The organism is Caldovatus aquaticus (assembly GCF_019458025.1).
Lineage (GTDB): Bacteria > Pseudomonadota > Alphaproteobacteria > Acetobacterales > Acetobacteraceae > Caldovatus > Caldovatus aquaticus.
Window position 1 is genome coordinate 17491 of sequence record NZ_JAHZUY010000026.1, and the last position, 20121, is coordinate 37611.

General features: G+C 71.8%; 20 protein-coding genes, 1 tRNA gene and 1 pseudogene. 7 read left to right on the forward strand and 15 right to left on the reverse strand.

Features of this window, described 5'->3' with window-relative positions:
• The 3 genes from K1J50_RS10800 to K1J50_RS10810 form a co-directional block, all read right to left on the reverse strand.
• Window positions 1-738 carry an ABC transporter ATP-binding protein gene (locus K1J50_RS10800; RefSeq protein ID WP_220117752.1) on the reverse strand — a complete coding sequence of 246 codons (738 nt, stop codon included), beginning with the start codon at window positions 736-738 and terminating at the stop codon, window positions 1-3.
• Window positions 739-800: 62 nt separating this feature from the next.
• A complete protein-coding gene (locus K1J50_RS10805) occupies window positions 801-1937 on the reverse strand; it encodes an ABC transporter permease (protein WP_220117730.1) in 1137 nt (378 codons plus the stop codon).
• A 168-nt stretch (window positions 1938-2105) separates the two neighbouring features.
• Window positions 2106-2588: a DUF892 family protein gene (locus tag K1J50_RS10810; RefSeq protein ID WP_220117731.1), complete on the reverse strand. Its 483-nt coding sequence runs from the start codon at window positions 2586-2588 to the stop codon at window positions 2106-2108.
• A 154-nt stretch (window positions 2589-2742) separates the two neighbouring features.
• On the opposite strand from K1J50_RS10810, the gene K1J50_RS10815 reads away from it, so the two are divergent.
• A tRNA-Arg gene (locus K1J50_RS10815) sits at window positions 2743-2819 on the forward strand.
• A gap of 264 nt (window positions 2820-3083) precedes the next feature.
• On the opposite strand, the gene K1J50_RS10820 is transcribed toward K1J50_RS10815, so the two are convergent.
• From K1J50_RS10820 to K1J50_RS10870, 11 genes are all read right to left on the reverse strand, one after another.
• Window positions 3084-6212 (reverse strand): type I restriction endonuclease subunit R, encoded by a 3129-nt coding sequence (locus tag K1J50_RS10820; RefSeq protein WP_220117732.1) that lies wholly within the window; start codon window positions 6210-6212, stop codon window positions 3084-3086.
• A 7-nt stretch (window positions 6213-6219) separates the two neighbouring features.
• Window positions 6220-7551 carry a restriction endonuclease subunit S gene (locus K1J50_RS10825; protein WP_220117733.1) on the reverse strand — a complete coding sequence of 444 codons (1332 nt, stop codon included), beginning with the start codon at window positions 7549-7551 and terminating at the stop codon, window positions 6220-6222.
• Window positions 7548-8597: a type II toxin-antitoxin system antitoxin DNA ADP-ribosyl glycohydrolase DarG gene (darG, locus tag K1J50_RS10830; RefSeq protein ID WP_211842453.1), complete on the reverse strand. Its 1050-nt coding sequence runs from the start codon at window positions 8595-8597 to the stop codon at window positions 7548-7550. The genes K1J50_RS10825 and darG overlap by 4 nt, the downstream gene beginning before the upstream one ends.
• 20 nt (window positions 8598-8617) lie before the next feature.
• Window positions 8618-9268 carry a type II toxin-antitoxin system toxin DNA ADP-ribosyl transferase DarT gene (gene darT / locus K1J50_RS10835; RefSeq protein ID WP_211842452.1) on the reverse strand — a complete coding sequence of 217 codons (651 nt, stop codon included), beginning with the start codon at window positions 9266-9268 and terminating at the stop codon, window positions 8618-8620.
• Window positions 9265-11100, reverse strand: coding sequence for a type I restriction-modification system subunit M (locus K1J50_RS10840; RefSeq protein ID WP_220117734.1), 1836 nt, complete (start codon window positions 11098-11100; stop codon window positions 9265-9267). The genes darT and K1J50_RS10840 overlap by 4 nt, the downstream gene beginning before the upstream one ends.
• Window positions 11101-11190: 90 nt before the next feature.
• On the reverse strand, window positions 11191-11631 hold the full coding sequence (locus K1J50_RS10845; protein ID WP_220117735.1) for a hypothetical protein: 441 nt from the start codon (window positions 11629-11631) through the stop codon (window positions 11191-11193).
• Window positions 11628-12965, reverse strand: a complete 1338-nt coding sequence (locus tag K1J50_RS10850) for a recombinase family protein (protein WP_220117736.1) — start codon at window positions 12963-12965, stop codon at window positions 11628-11630. Before K1J50_RS10850 ends, K1J50_RS10845 begins: the two co-directional genes overlap by 4 nt.
• On the reverse strand, window positions 12962-13471 hold the full coding sequence (locus K1J50_RS10855) for a DUF2924 domain-containing protein (RefSeq protein WP_220117737.1): 510 nt from the start codon (window positions 13469-13471) through the stop codon (window positions 12962-12964). The genes K1J50_RS10850 and K1J50_RS10855 overlap by 4 nt, the downstream gene beginning before the upstream one ends.
• A gap of 238 nt (window positions 13472-13709) precedes the next feature.
• The gene (locus tag K1J50_RS10860; RefSeq protein WP_220117738.1) at window positions 13710-14408 is read right to left on the reverse strand and encodes a hypothetical protein; all 699 of its coding nucleotides are present in this window, start codon (window positions 14406-14408) and stop codon (window positions 13710-13712) included.
• 7 nt (window positions 14409-14415) lie between these two features.
• The gene (locus tag K1J50_RS10865) at window positions 14416-14697 is read right to left on the reverse strand and encodes a helix-turn-helix domain-containing protein (protein WP_220117739.1); all 282 of its coding nucleotides are present in this window, start codon (window positions 14695-14697) and stop codon (window positions 14416-14418) included.
• Window positions 14694-15431, reverse strand: a complete 738-nt coding sequence (locus K1J50_RS10870; RefSeq protein WP_220117740.1) for an ImmA/IrrE family metallo-endopeptidase — start codon at window positions 15429-15431, stop codon at window positions 14694-14696. Before K1J50_RS10870 ends, K1J50_RS10865 begins: the two co-directional genes overlap by 4 nt.
• A 294-nt stretch (window positions 15432-15725) precedes the next feature.
• Here K1J50_RS10870 and K1J50_RS10875 point away from each other — a divergent pair, with 294 nt between their 5' ends.
• From K1J50_RS10875 to K1J50_RS10895, 5 genes are read left to right on the forward strand one after another with little or no spacing between them, the layout of a single operon-like run.
• Window positions 15726-16304, forward strand: coding sequence for a sigma factor (locus K1J50_RS10875; RefSeq protein WP_220117741.1), 579 nt, complete (start codon window positions 15726-15728; stop codon window positions 16302-16304).
• A gap of 33 nt (window positions 16305-16337) precedes the next feature.
• Window positions 16338-16673: a hypothetical protein gene (locus K1J50_RS10880; protein WP_220117742.1), complete on the forward strand. Its 336-nt coding sequence runs from the start codon at window positions 16338-16340 to the stop codon at window positions 16671-16673.
• Complete coding sequence (locus tag K1J50_RS10885; RefSeq protein WP_211842442.1) at window positions 16670-17206, forward strand: hypothetical protein; 537 nt, start codon at window positions 16670-16672, stop codon at window positions 17204-17206. Before K1J50_RS10880 ends, K1J50_RS10885 begins: the two co-directional genes overlap by 4 nt.
• Window positions 17206-18042 (forward strand): ATP-binding protein, encoded by an 837-nt coding sequence (locus K1J50_RS10890; protein ID WP_027286184.1) that lies wholly within the window; start codon window positions 17206-17208, stop codon window positions 18040-18042. Before K1J50_RS10885 ends, K1J50_RS10890 begins: the two co-directional genes overlap by 1 nt.
• A gap of 3 nt (window positions 18043-18045) precedes the next feature.
• Window positions 18046-18219, forward strand: a complete 174-nt coding sequence (locus K1J50_RS10895; protein ID WP_220117753.1) for a hypothetical protein — start codon at window positions 18046-18048, stop codon at window positions 18217-18219.
• A gap of 9 nt (window positions 18220-18228) precedes the next feature.
• Here K1J50_RS10895 and K1J50_RS10900 read toward each other — a convergent pair.
• Window positions 18229-19463, reverse strand: a pseudogene (locus K1J50_RS10900) (IS3 family transposase).
• Window positions 19464-19559: 96 nt separating this feature from the next.
• Between K1J50_RS10900 and K1J50_RS10905 the strand changes: the two are divergent.
• On the forward strand, window positions 19560-20117 hold the full coding sequence (locus K1J50_RS10905; protein WP_255575187.1) for a hypothetical protein: 558 nt from the start codon (window positions 19560-19562) through the stop codon (window positions 20115-20117).
• Window positions 20118-20121: the final 4 nt, after the last annotated feature.

A 20121-nucleotide genomic window follows, 5' to 3' on the forward strand; every position in this document is an offset into this window, starting at 1 on the left:
TCAGACCGCCTCCCGCCGGAAGAAGGCGCGCACCGTCGGGTGCGTGCTCTCCTCGCGCAGCCGGCGCGGGTCGCCCTCCGCGATCACCCCCTTCGCCTCCTTGTCGAGCATGACGCAGCGGTCGCCGATGGCGAGGATGGACTGCAGCTCGTGCGTGACCACGACGAAGGTGGTGCCGAGGTCGCGCGCGAGATCGCGGATCAGCCGGTCGAGCCCGGCCGAGGTGATCGGGTCGAGCCCGGCAGAGGGCTCGTCGAGGAACAGGAGCGGCGGGTCGAGCGCCATGGCGCGGGCGATGCCGGCGCGCTTGACCATGCCGCCCGAGAGCTCGGCCGGCAGCCGCTCCGCCGCCTCCGACAGCCCGACCAGGCCGAGCTTGACGCGCGCGAGCAGGGCGCGCGCCTCGCGCGGCAGGTCGGTGTGCTCCTCGATCGGCAGTTCCACGTTCTCCGCCAGGGTCATGGAGCCGAACAGGGCGCCGGACTGCCACATCACGCCGATCCGGCGCAGCAGGGCGCGGCGCTCCTCGCCCGCGGCCGCGGCGAGGTCGCGGCCGAGCAGCTCGACCGAGCCGGCCGCAGGCTCGTAGAGCCCGATCATCAGCTTGAGAAGGGTGGACTTGCCGCAGCCCGAGCCGCCGAGGATGACGAAGATCTCGCCGCGACGGACCTCGAACGAGACGCGCTCGAAGATGGTCCGCCCGTCGAAGCGCATGGCGAGGTCGCGCACGCGGACCATCGTCTCGGCCCCGGCGGCCTGCCCCGCCGGCGCCGCGCCCGCCGCCGCCTCCGCCGCGCCGCTCACAGCCCGAGCCGGAAGAACAGCACGGCGAACAGGCCGTCGAGCGCGATGGTGGCGACGATGCCGCCGACCACCGCCGCGGTCGCCGCATCCCCCACCGCGCGTGGGCCGAGGCCGGCGGCGAGGCCGGCGCGGCAGCCAATGCCGCCCACCACCAGCCCGAACACCGCCGCCTTGAACAGGCCGCCCAGCAGGTCGCCGAGGTCGAGCGCCTGCTCGAGCTGCGCCAGCACCGCCGCGGGCGCGAAGCCGCGCAGGCCCATCACCGCCCCCATGCCGACGAGACCCGCGAGGTCGAGCAGCAGCGCCAGCACCGGCATCACCAGCGTCGCGGCGATCAGGCGCGGCAGCACCAGCATCGCCATCGGGTCTATCCCCATGATGCGGAGCGCGCTCACCTCCTCGTTCACCGTCATCGTGCCGAGCTCGGCGGCGAAGGCGGAGCCGGTGCGGCCGGCGAGGATCACGGCGGCGAGCAGCGGACCGAGCTCGCGCAGGAGCGAGATGCCGACGAGCTGGGGGATGAACACCTCCGCGCCGAAGCGGCGCATCGGGATCGAGGACTGGAAGGCGAGGATCACGCCGATCAGCGTGCCGAGCAGCAGGGTCAGCGGGAAGGCGCGGGTGCCGGCCTCGTCGAGGTGGCGCAGCACGTCGCGCGCGCGCACCAGGCGCGGGCGGGCGAGCGCGCGGGCCGCCGCCGCCGCGGCCTCGCCGAGGAAGCCGACGCCGCCGATCCAGCGCCGCGCCCGCGCCACCGCCGCCGCGCCGAGCGCGGCGAGCGGGGAGAGCGGCGGCGGACGGGGGGGCGGGGCGGGCGCGCCGAGGGCGGCGCGGGTGCGCGCGAGCACGGCGGCGATGGCGGCGCTCGCCCCCTCGATCCGCGCCGGGCGCGGCGCCGCGGCCTCGGCCACGCGCAGCAGCAGCGCCGCCCCCGCGGTATCGAGCGCGGTCAGGCCGGCGAGGTCGAGCACCACCTCGGCGCCGTGCCCGCCGGCGGCGCAGGTCGCGGCGCGCCAGAGCCGGGCGGCGGCATCCGTGTCGAGCCGGCCGGCGAAGGCCAGCACGAGGCGGTCCCCCTCCGGGCGGGTCTCGAGCCGGGCGTGGTCCGGCGGGGCGGGCGTTGCGGTCCGCATGGGCTCCATGACACGCGAGCGGCGTCAGGGTGCCGGATCAATCCGCGATCGCAAGCGCTTCTTCGGGCGATGCCGCCGGCCGGGCGCGGGCCGGGGAGGCCGGACCGCGACGGGCGCGGCGGCGGGTGCCGCCCCGCGCCCGGGCCTGGCGCCGGGAAAGCGGGCGGTTCAGACGCGCGGCGTCCGCCCTGGGGTCGCGCGCCGCGGGTCGCTTCGCGTCGGCGGATCAGGACGGTCGGCGCGCCGCTGCGCCGTGCGCTCCGCCTCGGCGGGGCTCTCGCGCAGCGCGGCCGTCGCGGGCATGTCGCCCGCCGCCTCCGCCAGGACCAGCAGGGCGCGGTAGGAGGCGATCTCGCAATGCGCGAAGGCATGGTCGGCGAAGGCGTTCTTCCTCACCGCGTCCTGCGAGACCGCGTGCGTCATCGCCGCGAGGTCGCCCATGAGGGACAGGCCGGCGACCCAGAGCGCGGAAGGCGCGCTGCCGCGGGCGCGCAGGATCTCGTCGAGGCGGGCCATCCGGCGGCGCGATTTCCCGCTGTGCTTGCGCAGGCGCCGCTCCCTCTCCGGGCAGTTCTCCAGGCGCTCGACCTGGCGGCTGAGGAGCTGCGCCGCCCGGTTCTCCAGCGCATGGGCGTTGACGGTGCTGGCCATCGGAGTCTCCGTCTCGGGCGCGCGGGCCGGGAACGGTGCCGGGCGGGGCAGGTTCTGTGCGCGCGCGGACGGGGCCTGCCGGAAGGACGGCCCTGGCCGCCGCGCCGGCCAGGCTTCGCGGCGGCGGCGCGGCCGTGCTAGAAGCCCGGCGGCTGTCCCCGTAGCTCAGCCGGATAGAGCACCAGATTCCTAATCTGGGGGCCGTGGGTTCGAATCCCGCCGGGGACGCCACTTCCATGCACCGCGAATCGTCTCCCTGCTGGTGGGCCGCGCCGTGAGGCGCAGGTTTTCCGCGGTTCTCGCGCATAGGCTGGCGCCGAGCGGTCCTCGAACGCCTCCCGAAACCCTCTCTCGCAGGCCGGATTTCTCTGAACCTGGCGACTTCCCCGATTATGCCGCCAGCCCGAACGCTCGCCTCTTCAAGGGCTTGACAGGCAGCACCCGACCGCGAGTTGGTGAACCCGACGCCCCACCAAAGGTTGCCCGACGCCGAATCTATCGCGGATCGGCACCAGCCCCCGGCTCCTCCCCCTTCCGCAGCCCCTCCCACAGCGCTCCCGGACCGAGCAGCACTGCCAGCAGCCCGGCCTGAACCGCCTCCGAGTTCAGCGCCTGACGGCTCATGCTGCCGTGTGCCTCCATCGTCGCGATGATCGCGTTCAGCAGCTCCTCCCGCAGGTTCGGCGAGTTGCCGAACTGCTCGCGCGTGTTCGCCGCCGCCTGGGCGCGCAGGGTGGCGCTCTCCATCATCTTGGACCGGATGCTCTCGGCGAAGGCGACCCGGTCGCCGTCCGTCAACTCACCCTCGAAGAGATCGTTCAGCGCCCGGATGATCTCCCCAAGCCGCTGCTTCTGCCGGTCCTGCACCTGGCCGGAGCCGACATCGGTCGGCGGCTTCAGCCCCTCGGCGGGCTCGCCGCGGGCAAGGTTCAGCCGCTGCTGGCCGAGGTCGCGCATCCGGTGGTGCGTCAGCCGCAGCGCCGAGAGGTCCACCCCATCCCGCTCCCGCCCGTAGTCCAGCAGCGGCAGCAGCAGCTTGCCGAACAGGTAGAGCTTCTCGAACTCGGTGTTCCCGTAGTCGAACATCTGCCCGAGGAACTCGTACAGCCGGACATAGCTGCCGAGGTCGCGCTTGAAGAGCAGCAGCACATCCATCTCGGCCTTTGCCGCCTCGCGCGCCTTCGTCCCGTCCGCCCCGGCCCGCCAGGCCTGCTGCGCCTGCCGGAAGCGCGTCAGCAGCCGGTTGCTCACCGGACCGATGGCGGCGTCCAGATCCCCCTGCGTCGCCTTCGGGTTCACCGCCACCTTGGCCACGCGCTCGACCTCGAAGCGGTCGTAGAGGCCCATCGCGTCCAGCTTGCTGCGCAGATCCAGCACCACATTGGGGTCGCTGACATCGGCGAGCTCGGCGGTGGTGTGATACTGCTTGAAGGCCGCCAGGATCTCCTCGGGCTCGTTCACGAAGTCCACCACATAGGTGGCGTCCTTCCCCGGATAGGCGCGGTTGAGGCGCGAGAGCGTCTGCACCGCCTGGATGCCGGAAAGGCGCTTGTCCACATACATGGCGCAGAGCAGCGGTTGATCGAAGCCGGTCTGGAACTTGTTCGCCACCAGCAGCAGGCTGAACTCGGGCGTGGCGAAGGCCTCGCGGATGTCGCGCCCGCGCAGGGCGGGGTTCATGGTCGCCTCGGTGAAGGGCTCGGGGCCCGTCTCCGGGTCGCTGACTTCGCCGGAGAAGGCGACCAGCACGCCGAGCGGGTAGCGGCGCTGCCGGATGTAGGCCTCCATCGCCGTCTTCCAGCGCACCGCCTCCTTGCGGCTCGCCGTCACCACCATCGCCTTCGCCCGGCCGCCGAGCAGATGCGCCACGTTCTGCCGGAAATGCTCGACCACGATCCGCACGCGCGCGGCGATGTTGTGCGGATGCAGCCGCACCCAGCCGAGGATGCCCTTCTTCGCCTCGCTGGCATCCACCTCCCGCTCGTCCAGCTCGCGCCCCTCATGCGTCAGGCGGAAGGCCATGCGCCAGGAGGTGTAGTTGCGCAGCACGTCGAGGATGAAGCCCTCCTCGATCGCCTGGCGCATGGAATAGATGTGGAAGGGCGCGGGCAGGTTGTCCTTGCCCGCGGGGCGCGAGGGGTCGGGCCGGCGGCCGAACAGCTCCAGCGTCTTCGCCTTCGGCGTGGCGGTGAAGGCGACGTAGCTGATGCCCACCTCCTGCGCCGCACGGGCCTTCATCTCGGCCGCGAGCAGGTCCTCCATATCGACCTCGCCGCCATCCTCGAGGGCTGCGATCTCCTCGGCCGTCAGCGTCGCCTTCAGGTTCGCCGCGGCCTGGCCGGCCTGGGAGGAATGCGCCTCGTCGGCGATCACCGCGAAGCGCTTGCCCTGGGTCGCCGCAAGCCGCCGCACCTCCTGCAGCGCGAAGGGGAAGGTCTGGATGGTGCAGACGACGATCTTCTTGCCCGCCGCCAGCGCCTCGGCCAGTTCGCGGCTCTTGCTCGCCCCCTCCCCGGTGATGGTGGCGACCACCCCCTGCGTGCGCTCGAAGCCCTCCACCGCCTCGCGCAACTGCCGATCCAGCACCGTGCGGTCGGAGACCACCAGCACCGTGTCGAACAGCTTGCGGTTCGCCGCATCGTGCAGGTCGGCCAGGAAATGCGCCGTCCAGGCGATGGAGTTGGTCTTGCCCGACCCTGCCGAGTGCTGGATCAGGTAGCGCCCGCCGGGACCCTCCCGCAGCACCGCCGCCAGCAGCTTCCGCGTGGCGTCGAGCTGGTGGAAGCGCGGGAAGATCCAGCCCTGGAGGCGCTTCTTCTCGTCCTTCACCGGCACCAGGTAGCGGCCGAGGATGTCGAGCCAGGAATGGCGCTCCCACACCTCCTCCCACAGATAGGCGGTGGGGGCGCCGTGCGGGTTGGGCGGGTTGCCGCCGCCCCCGTCATGGCCGCGGTTGAAGGGCAGGAAGCGGCTCTCCGGCCCTTCGAGGCGCGTGCACATCCGCACCTCGCTGTTGGAGACGGCGAAATGCACCAGCGCTCCGCCGGGGAAGGCGAGGATCGGCTCCGGCGTGTTCCGCCCCGGCAGCCTCGGCAGGCGGTCGTGCCGGTACTGGTCCACCGCATCCTCGACCCGTTGCGTGTAGTCCGACTTGAGCTCGGCGGTGGCGACGGGGATGCCGTTGAGGAACAGCACCAGGTCGAGGCTGTTCCCGTGATGCGGCGAGTAGCGGAGCTGGCGCACCACGCGCAGGCGGTTCCCGGCGTAGCGGGCGGCGAGCGCCTCGTTCATCGCCAGCGCCGGGCGGAACTGGGCAAGCTGAATGGGCCGGCGCAGCCCCACCATGTCGAGGCCGTGGCGCAGCACATCGAGCGTGCCCTGCCGGTCGAGCGCGGCGCGCAGCCGGTCGGCGAGCGCCGTCGCCGCCGCCGGGCCGTGCGCCTTGGTGAGCGCCTCCCAGGCCTCGGGCTGGGTCTGCTGCACCCAGGCGAGAAGGTCTTCGGGGAAGAGGCCGCGGGCGCGGTCGTGGCGGGCGGCGGCGCTGGGCTCATACAGCCAGCCATGGGCGGCGAGATGGGTGCAGATCGCCTCTTCCAGCCGGGCTTCGCGGTGGAGGTCGGTCATGGCGGGGTCATGCCGCCCTGGCCTCTGCGGCGGGGACGAGGCCGCGGACGTCGATCCTGCCGGTGACGGCGGCCGAGATCAGCGCGGCGCGGCGTTCCTTGAGAAGGGCGATGGCGTGTTCGGATTCGGCGGTGAGGGTGTCGAGCTTGCTGCATTCGTGGTCGAGGAATGCGATAATCGCACGCTGTTCGGCCTCCGGCGGACGCGGGAACGCGATCTTGAAGAACTCCTCGGGGTAGAGCCGCAGTCGCGATGACCAGACGCCCTTCGACCAACGCTCGGCCTCGCGAGCGAACACGTCCATGCGGACAAGCAGGTTGACGTAGCTGGGCTCAAGCCCACTCCGAGGGGTGTAGACGTGATACGCAGGGCTGACGATGCCGGTTTGGTCGGCGACGCCCATGGCGCCCATCCACGCCCAGAGCGTGTTGATCACGAGATCCCCGGGATGGCATCGCTTGTAACCCTCGGTGGTCTCCGCCTCGAACATGTAGACCGTCTTTTCCGCACGGGGCGTCACACCGGTGAGGTGCGAAACGGTCAGCAGGGTTTCTGTCCCATCTTCCGACCGCTCGTCGCGTTCGACGAACAGCAGCCGGCCACGCACCACCTCCCAATGCGCCGGCACCTGGCCGAGCCAGGGCACGCCGGAGTCCTTCATCGGCACGGAGGGGTCGAGGCCCTTGGTGACGGTGTGGGAGATGACGGCCTGGCGCTTCTCCTTCAGCAGCGCGATCAGCCGCTCCTGCTCCGCCACCAGCGCATCGATCTTGCCGCATTCGCGGTCGAGGAAGGCAGCAATGGCCCGCTGTTCGGCAGGGGGTGGGAGGGGGATGGTCGTTCCCGCAAGATAACTGTGCTCGATACTCTCGACCGTCGCTCCCTCTTTTCGCCAGAGGTTCAGAAACAGGTCGTTCAAGCCTTGAACCAACCGAAGGAGAAAGCGGGCTTGGCAGCGGCCTTCGTCGAACCGTATCGCCTTCATGTCCTGGTTCAGCGCAACCGGCCGATCATTGATGGCGACAGGGATCGTGTGACGGAGGATGCCAGATCGAACGACCATCAGCACGGCGTTCGCTTCGATAAGTGAGGCCGCTCCTGCCGCGAGCCCTGCCTCCGTAATGTATTCCTCCGTGCTATGGACGACTTCTGACTTCATGTCCTTGGGAGAAACCCAGGGAACGTCGCCGTTCCAGAAGGCTGGCACGTCTCTGTTTGGCGTGCCACCACCGGCGAAAGATGCCAAGCGCTTGAGCGGCACCACCTCCCAATGCGCCGGCACCTGGCCGAGCCAAGGCACGCCCGAGTCACGATAGGCGGGATAGGCCGGCAGGCTCATGCCGTGCGGGGCTCCAGCCAGCCCTGCACGCGCAGGCGTTCCAGCGCCAGGCCGATCTGCCGGTCGGAGAAGCCGCGCTTGCGCGGCCCCCAGGCGCGCACCCCGCCCGTCACCTCCTCCTCCGTCGCCTCCGGTCTCGCCTTGGCCACCCAATGCACCGTGGCCAGAAGCTCCAGCCCGAAGGGCGTCTCGAAGCCCTCCACCAGCTCCGCCACACGCGCAAAGCGCCTGCCCGTCTCCGCGGCACCCGCCAGCGCAACCTCGGCATCCTCGGCCGCACCGGGCAGGATGGTGATCTCCTTCCCGGGCGCATCCCCGCCATCGCGGTAGCCTTCGAGGTAATGCCCCTCCAGCGCCTGCAGCACCTTGCCGAGATTCTCGGCAAAGGGCCCGGCCGGGGCCTTGGCGAAGCGCAGCCGCAGGGGCTCGCCCGCCTCCTGCAGGAAGTACATGAGCTTGTGCAGTTCAAGCAGGGTCACGAAGGGCTCGCCCACCCCGGCCAGATAACGGCGCATCAGCCCGATCAGCGCCGCGCGCCCCGGTGTCATCCGCGGCGGGGCGGCAGCCGCCATGCCCCGGCCGCCCTCCGGCGCGCCGGCGGGTTCGAACAGCGTCACGCTCACCCCGGACAGGGCGCCGAGGGCGGCTTCGATGCGCGGCCGCACCTGCCCCCAATCGAGCCCGCCGAGCCCGCAGCCGAGTGGCGGAACGGCGATGGAGCGGATGTCGCGGGCGCGAATCTCCTGCACCAGCGCGGCGAGTCCTGCCTCGATGTCCTCCATCCGGCTCTTGCCGCGCCAGTGCCGCTTGGTGGGGAAGTTGATGATCCAGCGCGGCGCATCGAGGGCCTGGCGTTCGAACACTAACATCCGCCCAGGGCGCAGCTCGCCGCGGGCGCAGGCGGCCTGATAGGCCCGGAAGTTGTCCGGGAAGGCGTTGCGGAACTGCAGCGCGACCCCGCGGCCCATGACACCGACGCAATTGACGGTGTTGACCAGGGCCTCCGCGGGCTCCGCCAGGATATCGCCCGTCTTGCGGGTGATCATCTCTCCTCCTCCCATCGGCCCTAGAAGTACCATTCCGGCGTGAGGCAGACAGCCGGCTTGTGCCGGGCACCCGCGAGGCAGTCCAGCGCCCTCTGACGGGTGGCCGGGTTCTGGACGCCGATCCGCTCCACGAGGCTCCAAGGAAAGCGGCCGTGGAACAGGAACTCCGCCTGCTTGGCCTCCTTCACCTCAGGCGGGCGGAAATCCCGCGCCATGATCGCTGTCCAGTCGAGCTCCGCGAGCGCGGCGCAATCGGCCCGGAACGAAGCATAGCGCGTGCCGGCGTTCTGCAGGCTGATCGCCCACCGGCCGCCCTCCGCTTCCGCATGGGCGACGGCGGCGTGGAAATCCGCCTCCAAGGTCAGGATCGGACCCTGGCCGCCGCGATAGGCGAGCTCCGGATGGTTCGCCTGCGCGATGACGTAGAGCATCACGGAACGCGGGCAGAAGTAGAAGGGAACATAATCCCCGACACAGGTCCCCGGATGGCAGGGCACGGCGAGGCGCAGACGGCGCTGCTTGATCGTGCCCATGCCGATGGTCGTGCCGGAGGCGGGGCGGGCTTGCATCACGGCATCGCTGAACAGGCACTCATCTGCCAGAACCGAGGGCAGACGGTCGACATGGAGGATGTGGTAGATCTTCGGCGCCGCAGGGACGGCCCCGCTCATGCCGCGAGATCCTCCAGCATCGCCTTAATGCGCGCCGTCACCTCGCGCAGCTCGGCATCGATCACCTCCAGCGGCCGCGGCGGCTCGAAGACGTAGAAGAAGCGGTTGAAGGGGATCTCGTAGCCGATCCGCGTCTTCTCCTCATCCACCCAAGCATCCGGCGCATGCGGTAGCACTTCGCGCGCCATGTAGGCGGCGATGTCCTCGCCAAGCGGCACCGTCTCCGTCTCGCGCAGCGCCGGGTCGGGCTGCGGCCTGCCCTTCGCCTTCCCCTTGGTGCCGAGCACCATCCGCCCCGACGCGTCGCGCAACGGCCGCTCCACCGTGATCTGCCGGTAGCCGAAGGCCTCGTTGCGGATGAGACGCGAGAGGGGCGCAACCTTCACCTTCCCGCCCTCGGGCGCGGGGGGCGGCGCCTCGCCCGGCCACAGGATCCGGCGCGTGATCTTGCCGGCAGCGTCGGTGATGGTGGCAAGATCGGCCTCTGCCGCCTCGCCGAACAGGCGGGTGATGTCGGCGATGTCCTCCTCCCCCATCTCCTTGCGCTTGGAGCCGAGGCTGCGGCGCATCTTCTGCCAGAAGGCCGAGGCGTCGATCAGCTGCACCAGCCCGCGCCGGTGCGCCGGCTTGCGGTTGGTCAGGATCCACACATAGGTCGCGATGCCGGTGTTGAAGAACATGTCGGTGGGCAGGGCGATGATCGCCTCCACCAGGTCGTTCTCCAGCACATGGCGGCGGATCTCGCTCTCGCCCGAGCCGGCGCCGCCGGTGAACAGCGGCGAGCCGTTGAGCACGATGCCGATGCGGCTGCCGCCATCCTGCGCCGGGCGCATCTTCGAGAGCAGATGCAGCAGGAACAGCAGTGACCCGTCCGAGATGCGCGGCAGGCCCGGGCCGAAGCGGCCGGCGAAGCCAAGCCTCTCATGCTCGCGCCGCACCTCCTTCTCCACCTTCTTCCACTCCACCCCGAAGGGCGGGTTGGAGAGCATGTAGTCGAACCTCTGGCCCGGGTGCCCATCGTCCGAGAGCGTGTTGCCCGGGACGATGTTGCGCACCTCCTGGCCCTTGATCAGCATGTCGGCCTTGCAGATGGCATAGCTCTCGTCGTTCAGCTCCTGGCCGAACATGGTCAGCCGCGCGGCCGGGTTGTGCGCGAGCAGGTGTTCCGCGGCGACCGAGAGCATGCCGCCGGTGCCGGCGGTCGGGTCGTAGATGGTGCGCACCGCCGGAGTGCCGGGGGTGAGGATGTCGCTGTCCTCGATGAACAGCAGGTTCACCATCAGCTTGATGACGTCGCGCGGGGTGAAGTGCTCGCCGGCGGTCTCGTTGGAGGCTTCCGCGAATTTGCGGATCAGCTCCTCGAAGGCGAGGCCCATGTCGTGGTTGCTGACGGCGGCGGGGCTGAGGTCGAAGCCGACGAAGCGCTCCGTCACCTGGTAGAGCAGGCCCGCCTTCTGCAGCCGGTCGGTCTGCTCGGCGAAGCGGAAGCGTTCGAAGATGTCGCGGACGGGGGCGGAGAAGCCCTGGATGTAGGCGGCGAGGTTCGGGCCGATATGGTCGGGATCGCCCATCAAGCGGGCGAGATCGAGGGCAGAGGTATTGGCGAAGGGCACGCCGGTGAGGCGCGTGAGGAAGGGTTCCGGGTTGAGGCCCTTCTGCTCGCATTCCGCCTTCTTCGCCAGCACCTGCGCCTTGGTGGGCGCCAGCACGCAATCGAGGCGGCGCAGCACGGTGAAGGGCAGGATGACGCGGCCGTATTCGGAGGGCTTGTAGTCGCCGCGGAGCAGATCGGCGACGGACCAGATCAGGGAGGAAAGACCAGCATAGCTCATGCGGCAGGCTCTATGGGGGCTCCAGGCCGAACGTAACGAACTTGGAAGAGGTTTGACCGTTCGTTACTATGCCTGGACGCTTCCGCCCTGTCACCCACGCCTCCGAGGCACGTGGCCAACCGGGGCCGCTGTGCCGGCGCCGGCCAGCGCCAGGCGCTGGGCCTCCCAGGCGTCAGGGAAGCCGCGCCGGAAGGACGCAATGGGGGGGGCGAGCGGCTCGCGGCCATCGAGGATGGCTTCCACGATGTCGGGTGCCAACAGGGTGAGGCTGAGGGTCCGGGTGACGAGGGTGCGCTCCATCCGTTCGGCGGCGGCGAGCTCGCGAATCGACCCGTACCGCCCCTCCTCCAGCATGCGCCGCCACCGGAACGCCCGCGCCAGCGCCTTCACCAGCGCGGGGTCCCCGCGGGTGGTGGCGACGCCCGCCGCGTCCCCGCTGGCCCGCACTGGCGCCCCGTCCGGCCCGATGATCTGCTTCCGCCCCCCGCGGCGCCGGATGGTCAGCGGCACCACCACCGTCACGCTGCTCATGCCGCGATCGCCTCCCGCGGCTGATTCGCCGCCATGTCCCGCGCCAGTCCCGCCAGCCCCTCCAGGTTCAGCCTGATCTCCGCCCCGGCCTCGCCGACCGTGACGCGCTCGACCAGCAGCCGCACGATCCGTTCCTGCTCGCCGGGGAACAGCTCGTCCCAGAGCGGATCGAGCCGCCCGAGCGCCTCGCGCACCTCCGCCTCGGTCAGGTCCGGCGCCTCCGCCCGCGCCGCGCGCCAGGTGCCGATGACGACCTCCGGCTGGCGCAGCAGGGCACGGACCTGCGCCATCACCAGCCCCTCGATCTCCCCGGCCGGCAGGCGGCGATACGGCGCGTCGTTGGGGCCGCCCTGCAGCACGGCCTGGCTGACGTAGTAGCGGTAGAGCCGCCCCTTCTTCCGGGTGTGGGTGGGCGACATCGCCCGCCCGTCCGGCCCGAACAGCAGGCCGCGCAGCAGCGCCGGCGCTGAGGCGCGGTTCTTCGCCGCGCGGGCGCGCGGGCTCTCGGCCAGGATGGCGTGCACCCGATCCCAGAGGTCCCGCGGGACGATGGCGGCGTGCTCGCCGGGGTAAGCCTTCCCCTTGTGCACCGCCTCGCCGAGGTAGGTGCGGTTCACCAGCAGCTTGTAGACCGCCCCCTTGTCGAAGGGCCGTCCGGTCTTCGTCACCAGCCCCTCCGCCCGGAGGATGGGCAGCAGCTTTGTGGCGGAGCCGAGCTCCGCGAAGCCCTCGAACACGCGGCGGACGACCGCCGCCCCCGCCTCGTCCACCACCAGCCTGCGGTGCTCGACCCGGTAGCCGAGCGGCACGGGGCCGCCCATCCACATCCCCCGCGCGCGGGAGGCGGCGATCTTGTCGCGCACCCGCTCGCCGATCACCTCGCGCTCGAACTGCGCGAAGGAGAGCAGGATGTTCAGCGTCAGCCGTCCCATGCTGGTCGTGGTGTTGAAGGACTGCGTGACCGAGACGAAGGTCACTTCGTGCGCGTCGAAGGTCTGCACCAGCCTGGCGAAGTCCATCAGCGAGCGCGAGAGGCGGTCGATCTTGTAGACCACCACCACGTCCACGAGGCCGGCCTCGATGTCGGCGAGCAGGCGCTTGAGCGCCGGGCGGTCGAGGGTGCCGCCCGACACCCCGCCGTCGTCGTAGCGGTCGTGCACCAGCACCCAGCCCTCGGCGCGCTGCGAGGCGATGAAGGCCTCGCAGGCCTCGCGCTGGGCGTCGAGGGAGTTGAACGCCTGCTCCAGCCCCTCCTCGGTGGACTTCCGGGTGTAGACGGCGCAGCGGAGCTTCCGCACCTTCGCCGGCAGGGCGGCGGCGTCGCGGCGGCTCATGCGCCCCTCCGCGGCCGGATGCCGAAGAACACCCTGCCGTTCCAGCGCGTGCCGGTGATGGCGCGCGCGATGGCCGAGAGCGAGCGGTAGGGCCGGCCCTGCCATTCGTAGCCGTCGCGGGTGACGGTGACGACGTGCTCGACGCCCTGGTACTCGCGGATCAGGCGGGTGCCGGCGATCGGGCGCTGCTGGTCGCGGATGCGGCGGAGGGTGATGTTCCTGCCGTCGATCTGCTCGCCCAGGGCCTCCAGGCGCTCCAGCGTCTCGCGCTGCAGCCCGCCATAGGCGAGTTCCTGGATGCGGTAGGCTAGACGGCTCTCCAGGAAGCGCCGGTTGTAGGGCGGCGGCTCGGCCGCGAACAGCCGGCGCCACTCGGCCTTCAGCTCGCCGATCGGCAGGCCGGGGAGCGCGGCGAGGCGCGCCGGCACGTCCGGCTTCGGGATGGCGGGGATGGTGGGGGCGGGCGCTTGGGATGCGGCCGGCGGCTTCCGTCTGGTCTGTGTCATGCGTCTCCCTTTCTCTCGGGGTTCGCATGACGGCGCTGGGTGGGGATGAAGTGTAGGCGAGGCTCTCCCACCGCCGCGGCCTCGCGCGCCGCTTCCTGCGCAGCGCGGCTCCGCAGCCGCAGCAGGCCGGCCGCCAGGAGGTTGCAGACCTCGCGCAGGTGGGGCGGGAGGTGCGGGTTGATCGGCGATGCGGTGCTCACACCAGGGAGCTACCCGCGCCATCCCCGATCCGTCCCGCTCAGGCGGAGAGGCGCTCGGCTTCGGGGGCCACGCGGCGCCAGAGCGGGCTCAGCTTCTTCTTGATCGTGCTGCTGTCCGGCTGCTTCGGGCGCCCGGCGAACCACGCTTCCATCCGCCGCACCAGCGCAGCGAGGCTCTCGGGCGGCCCCTCGAACAGCATCATCGCCGCCACCTCGCACCAGAACGCGTCCCACTCGTATTGCGGCACCGGGCCGCGCGGCGCCGACCCGGCCGCGGCGCTCGCTGCCGCCAGCGCCGGAGCGGGCGCCGCTCCCTGCTGGAGCCGGGCCTGGGCCGCCTCGAACCGCTCGAGCTCGGCGTGCCGCACCACCAGCAGGTCGCGCGTCACGGTATAGCGGCCCGGCTCGTCGCCCTGGCCGAGGATGGTCACGTAGCGCCCCGGCTCGGCCGCGAAGGCGGTGATGGTCTGCACCCCGGCGGTCAGCGCGTACCAGGCGTCGAGGGGACGGAGATCGACCGCGCCGATGAGGTAGCGGCGGCCCTCCGGGATGGGGAACCAGTCGCGCTCATCCACCTGCTCGATGTCGCCGACCTCCACCGGCACGCCGGCCGCCACCACCGAGAGGGTGAGCTCGCGCTCGATCACCAGCCCGGCGAGGTCCGCATCCGGGGTCTCCCAGCGCCGGCAGACCTCCTCGATCCGGTAGTGCGGCTTGCGCAGGATGCGACACGCCATGCCGGTCTCACACCTTGCCCGCGGCCCGCATGCGCCGGTAGGCCAGCACGACCCGGCCGATGTCCCGCTGCATGTCGGGCGGCAGGCGCTGGGCCTCGACGAACAGGTCGTCCATCCGCACGCCGAGGATGGCGGCCGCGCGCTCGATCAGCTCGTTGCGCGGCGGCTTCTCGTGATCGCGCTCGATGCGCGACCAGTAGGCGGGGGAGATGCCGAGCCGCTCGGCGAAATCGTTGAGGCCGATGCCGAGCGCGGTGCGCCGCTCGCGCACGACCGACCCGAAGCTCATGGCAGGAGCCCTCCCTGCAGCAGGCGGTAGCGCGCGAGGCGCACCGCGATGAACCGCTCCGAAACCCCGAAGTCGCCGGCGACCGCAGCGATCACGCCCGCCACCGCGTCGGGCGGGTTGCCGGCGGCCAGCGCCCGGCTGCCCTGCCGGCCATGGTGCGCCGCGTGGACGGTGCGCAGCCCCTCGGCGCGCGCGTGCACCAGCAGCCGCAGGTGCAGCGGCACCGGCGGGGCGAGCAGCGCCCCCATGAACTCATTCGCCCGCCGCTCGGAGGCGGCCGTGGCGCGGTCGAGCAGCGCCTCCGGATCGGCGGTGACGGCGCGGTAGCGCCGGGCCGGTGCCCCAAGTGCGGCAGGGACGTCGAACAGCACGTGGCCGAGCTCGTGCGCGGCGGTACTGGCGGCGAGGTCCGGGCGGCCGGCGACCATAGGGGCGTTGACCGACACCAGCGCCGTGTCCGGCAGCTCGGGATCGGTCTCGCAGACGCCGAGCACCGGCGCGCCGGCCTCGTCGTGCACGGCGTGCTCCAGGTCCCAGGCCACCGCGACCGCGCGCCCGTTCACCATCACGCTCCGCGCGGCTGCGACCAGCGCGTCGGCCGGCAACGCAAAGCCCGGGCGCCCCGCCATCGCCTGGCGGCGCACCTGCGCCGCGACGGCCCAGAGGGCCGCGGCCGAGAGCGGGCGGGGGGCGCCGGAGGCGAGGTGGTGCGGGTACTGGACGACGAGGGGCATGGCCGGACCATCGCGAATCGTTGCGCGATTCGTCAACGACATTGTTCGTCTTCTGTTCACGTATCCCCGCTTTCCACATCGCCCACAGCCCCACCCTCTGCCGGGGCTCCGGGGCGCATTTCGCGGCGGCCAGGTCCGGCGGAGCCGCCCAAGGCGAGCCAAGCCCTTGATCGGCCATGGGGGCGTATTTCGGGGCGGGCCTTCATTCCCCATTGCGCCCCATCGCGCCTCCGTTCCCCGCCGGGCGGTGTGCTTGCCTCCGGACGTCACGCCGAAGCCGGAGCCCACACGCCCATGCCGCATCAGCTGTCGCTCGCCGACCTCGCCCTGCTGCACCCGATCGCCGAGCGCGCGGCGCGCCGGGTCTGCCGGATCGCGCGGCTGCCTGCCCAGGAGCGCGAGGACATCCGCCAGGATCTCCTCCTCGACCTCCTCACGCGGCTGCCCGCCTTCGATCCCGCCCGCGGCAGCCTGGCGGCGTTCGCCACCGTCTGCTTCCGGCACCGCGGCATCCGGCTGGCGGCGCGCCTCCGCCGCGAGCGCGACGGCCGGCACCCGGCGAGCCTCGATGCGCCGATCGCCGGCGCGGACGGCGAGGAGGTCAGCCTCGCCGAGCTGATCCCGGAGTCGGAAGGCCACGCCGCCTGGTGCGGCCAGCCGACCGACCGGATCGCGGCGCTGGAGCGACGTCTCGACCTCGGCCGTGCCGGCGCCGCGCTGGACGAACGCGACCATCCCCTCTGCGCCGCGCTGGCCGAGCACACGCCGCACGAGCTCGGCCGGCGCGGGCCGCTGCCCCGCTCCGTGCTCTACCGCCGCATCGCGGAGATGCGGCTGCGCCTGTTCGCGGCCGGCATCGCCGCGGCGGCGTGAGACGGATCGCGCAGTCGCTGGGTAGGACCTGGTATGGACAGCATCGCATACCCGCCGTCGGCGGCCACCCTCTCCGAAGCCGACCTCTGTCGCTGGCTCGGCGCCGCCGCTCCCGGCGACGCCATCGTCTACTTCCGCGGCGCGCTGGCGCGGCAGCTCTGCCCGCAGCTGGCCTGCCTGCCGGCGGAGGAACGCATCGCGCTGGCGCGCCTCGCTAACCGTGCCTGGAAGCTGGCCGAGGCTGGCCTCGCCCACCTCTTGCAGCGTCGGCACGGCTACGAGGACTACGAGTACCTCCTTGTCGCCCGCCCTCGGCCGCGCCGCGTCGCGCCCTCCATCCTGCCGGCGATCCTCGCGGAGGCAACATGATGGTCGTGCCGCTCTCCAACCGCCCGACGCTCGACGCCGTGCGCCGCATGCCGGTCGGCGAGGTCATCGCGCTGCCGGCCGAGCATCTCGCGCTGCTCCAGCAGGACGCCCGCGAGGCGCTGGAGGCCGCCAAGCGCCTGGCCGACTGGATCGAGGCCGCCATCGCGCTGCGCTACGAGCAGCGTGCGATCGCCGCCCGCGGCGCCGCCGGCAAGGACACCGGCACGGTGCGCTTCCAGGACGGCGCGGTCGAGGTCGTCGCCGAGCTGCCGAAGCGCGTCGAGTGGGACCAGGGGCGGCTCGCCGCACTCGCCGAGCAGATCCGCGCCGGCGGCGAGGACCCGACCGAATACGTCGAGGTCAGCTTCAAGGTGCCGGAGCGGGCCTACGCCGCCTGGCCCGAGCGCATCCGCCAGGCCTTCGAGCCGGCGCGCATCGTGCGCACCGGCAAGCCGAGCTATCGGCTCACCATCCTCTCGGAGACGGCCCGCCGCGATAGCCCGCATGCCGGGAGCCTGGGGAGCATCGGCTGATGGCGCTGCGCATCGTCACCGCCGACGAGCGGCTCTCGGCCGGGGCGAACAAGACCACCATGGCCCTGTTCGGCCCGAGCGGCGTCGGCAAGACCAGCCTGCTCAAGACCCTGCCGGCCGAGGCCACGCTGTGCATCGACCTCGAGGCCGGGCTGAAGTCGGTGCAGGACTGGCGCGGCGACAGCCTCCCCATCCGCTGCTTCGAGGACGCGATCGACCTCGCCTGCCTGATCGGCGGCGTGAACCCGGCCGCCGACCCGAGCGGGTTCTTCTCCGCGGCGCACCACCAGCACGTGGTCGCCGCGCATCCCGACCTGGTCCGGCTGCTCGCCGCCAAGAGCATCGTCTTCCTCGACTCGATCACCGACCTGACGCGCCAGGCCATGGCCTGGGCGAAGACCCGGCCCGAGGCCTTCTCGGAAAAGACGGGCAAGCCCGACACCCGCGGCGCCTACGGCCTCATGGCGCGGGAGGTGATCGCCCTGCTCAAGCACCTCCAGCACGCGCCCGGCAGGACCGTGATCATGGTCGGCATCCTGGAGCGCGTCACCGACGAGTTCGGGCGGGTGTCCTGGCAGCCGCAGATGGAGGGCGGCAAGGCGGGCCGTGAACTGCCGGGCATCGTCGACCAGGTGGTCTCGATGGCGCTGTTCTCCCGTGATGCGCAGGGCGCGCTGGTGCATGACCCGGAGCGCGGCACCGAACGCCGCCTGGTCTGCCGCACGGCCAACAGCTTCGGCCTGCCGGCCAAGGACCGCTCGGGTCGCCTCGACGAGACCGAGCCGCCCGACCTCGCCGCCCTTCTCCGCAAGATCAACCTCGCGCCCAGGAGCTGACGCATGACCTTCGACATGAACGACGCCGAGCCGCCGCGCGGCACCGACCTCATCCCGGACGGCAGCTTCGTGAAGGTGACGATGGCGATCCGACCCGGTGGCCTCGACGGCCAGGGTGAGGCGGATCGGGGCCTGCTCAAGGCCGTGAACCGCTCCCGATTTCCTGGACACGCCTGAGGGCGTAATTCACGCCGCCATGCGCTGCATCGTGGCGTGGTGATCCCGGCGCACCTGCGCCGGGCTGCGGTGGCCGTGCCGGCCCACCATCCAGTGCTCGTTGTACACCTTCTGCCACGCCAGCAGCGCCTGGCGCAGCTCCTCCACGGTCTCGAACGTCCGCACCCACAGCAACTGCTCCTTCAGCGTGCGGATCATCCGCTCGGCGCACCCGTTGCCCTCCGGGGCGCGGACAAACGACGGGCTCGACGCAATCCCCAGGAACGCGAGCTCCTGCTGGAAATCGTCGGCCATGTACTGCGTCCCGTGGTCATGGCGCAACCGCAGCCCGCTGGCGACCTTCGCGCCGATCCGCCCGAAGCGCTCCCGCACCCCCTGCCGGATCGGCTCCAGTGCCTCCCAGCGCGTCGCACGGGCCGCCGCATGCACGCCCACCAGCTCGGCCGTGCAATGGTCGACCGCGATGAACACCGCCGCCGTACCCTCCCGCAGCGTGACCGTCGTCGAGAAGTCCGTCCCCCACATCAGGTCCGGCGCCTCGGTGAGAATCGTCCCCTCGTGCGCCCGCGGTCCCCGCGGGCCGCCGCCGCGTTGCGGCGCCAGCAGGCCGTGCGCGCCCATCAGCCGCAGCACCCGCGACTTGCCGCTACGGATGCCCTCGGCCCGCAGCTTCGCCCACACCTTGCGGTAGCCCTCGCCGGTGAACGGGCTCACCGCCAGCACGGCCCGGATCGCCGCCACCAGCGCCTCGTCACTGAGCGCCGTCTTCGGGCCGCGCTTGGCCGGCGGGGCACGGTCCGGCCGCGTGGCCGCAGCCTGGGCATACCACGTCGAGCGGGCAAGCTCCCACGCCGAGCACACGCGCCTGACCCCGTACACCCGGCCCGTCCCCTCCGACGTCGCCGCGCTCATTTCGGCAACCTCGTCTCGTCCAAAGGGAGGCCGGCTTTCAACCTCCGGATCGCGTCGCGCTGCAGTTCGCAGCGCATCGTCATCTCGCCCAGCACCGCCTTGAGCCGTTCGATTTCCTCGTCCCGCGCGTCGGTCTCGCGTGCCTTCAGGCCCGCCATGCCCGATGCGAGAAACGCCTCGCGCCACTCGGTCAGCTTCGCCGCCGTGACCTTCGACTCCCGCGACACCGTGTCCAAGTCCTCGCCGCGCAGCAGCCTCAGCACCGCATCACGCTTGGACTTCGCCGACCAGCGGCCGCGCTCCTTCACCAACTCGACCTTCTTGTGCTTCATCTCGGACTCTCCTCTTGGGGTTAGGATCCCGCAAGAGCGTGTCCAAGGAAATCGAGGGGCGGAGGAGCCGCCAGGACCCCGGGCAGCGACGTACGCATGCTCGATTGCGAGTTCACCGTGCTGGCGGGGCCGCATGCGCGGCGGAAGTTCTGGCAGAGCTTCACGGTGGCCGGCGGCAAGGTGGATGAGCAGGGCGTGTCCATCGGCTGGAAGATCTCCAAGGGGATGTTCCGCGCGATGATCGACAGCGCCTGCGGCCTCGACCCCAAGGACATGAGCGAGGCGGCAAGAGCGAGGCGGGTGCTGCGCGGCCTCGCCGACCTCCACGGCATCACCTTCGCCGCCAAGCTGCGCATCGAGCCGGCGAGCGACCCCCGCTACGGCGACAGCAACCGCCTCGACCGCGTGGTGCTCCCGGGGGAGCCGGAATACGCGCGCATCATGGCGGGCGAGGCGCTGCCGCCGGCCCCGAGCCAGCGCGCACCGCGCCCGGCCTCCGCGCCCGCCGCGGCGGCGCCCGTCTGGGCCAACACGGGCGCGCCCCGGGCGCCGGTGGCGACCGCACCGGCCTGGGCCACGCCTGCCGCCATGCCGCCCGCGCCGCCACCCGCGCCGGCGCCGCTCGCCAACGGCCCGGCCTGGCTGAACGGCTGATGGC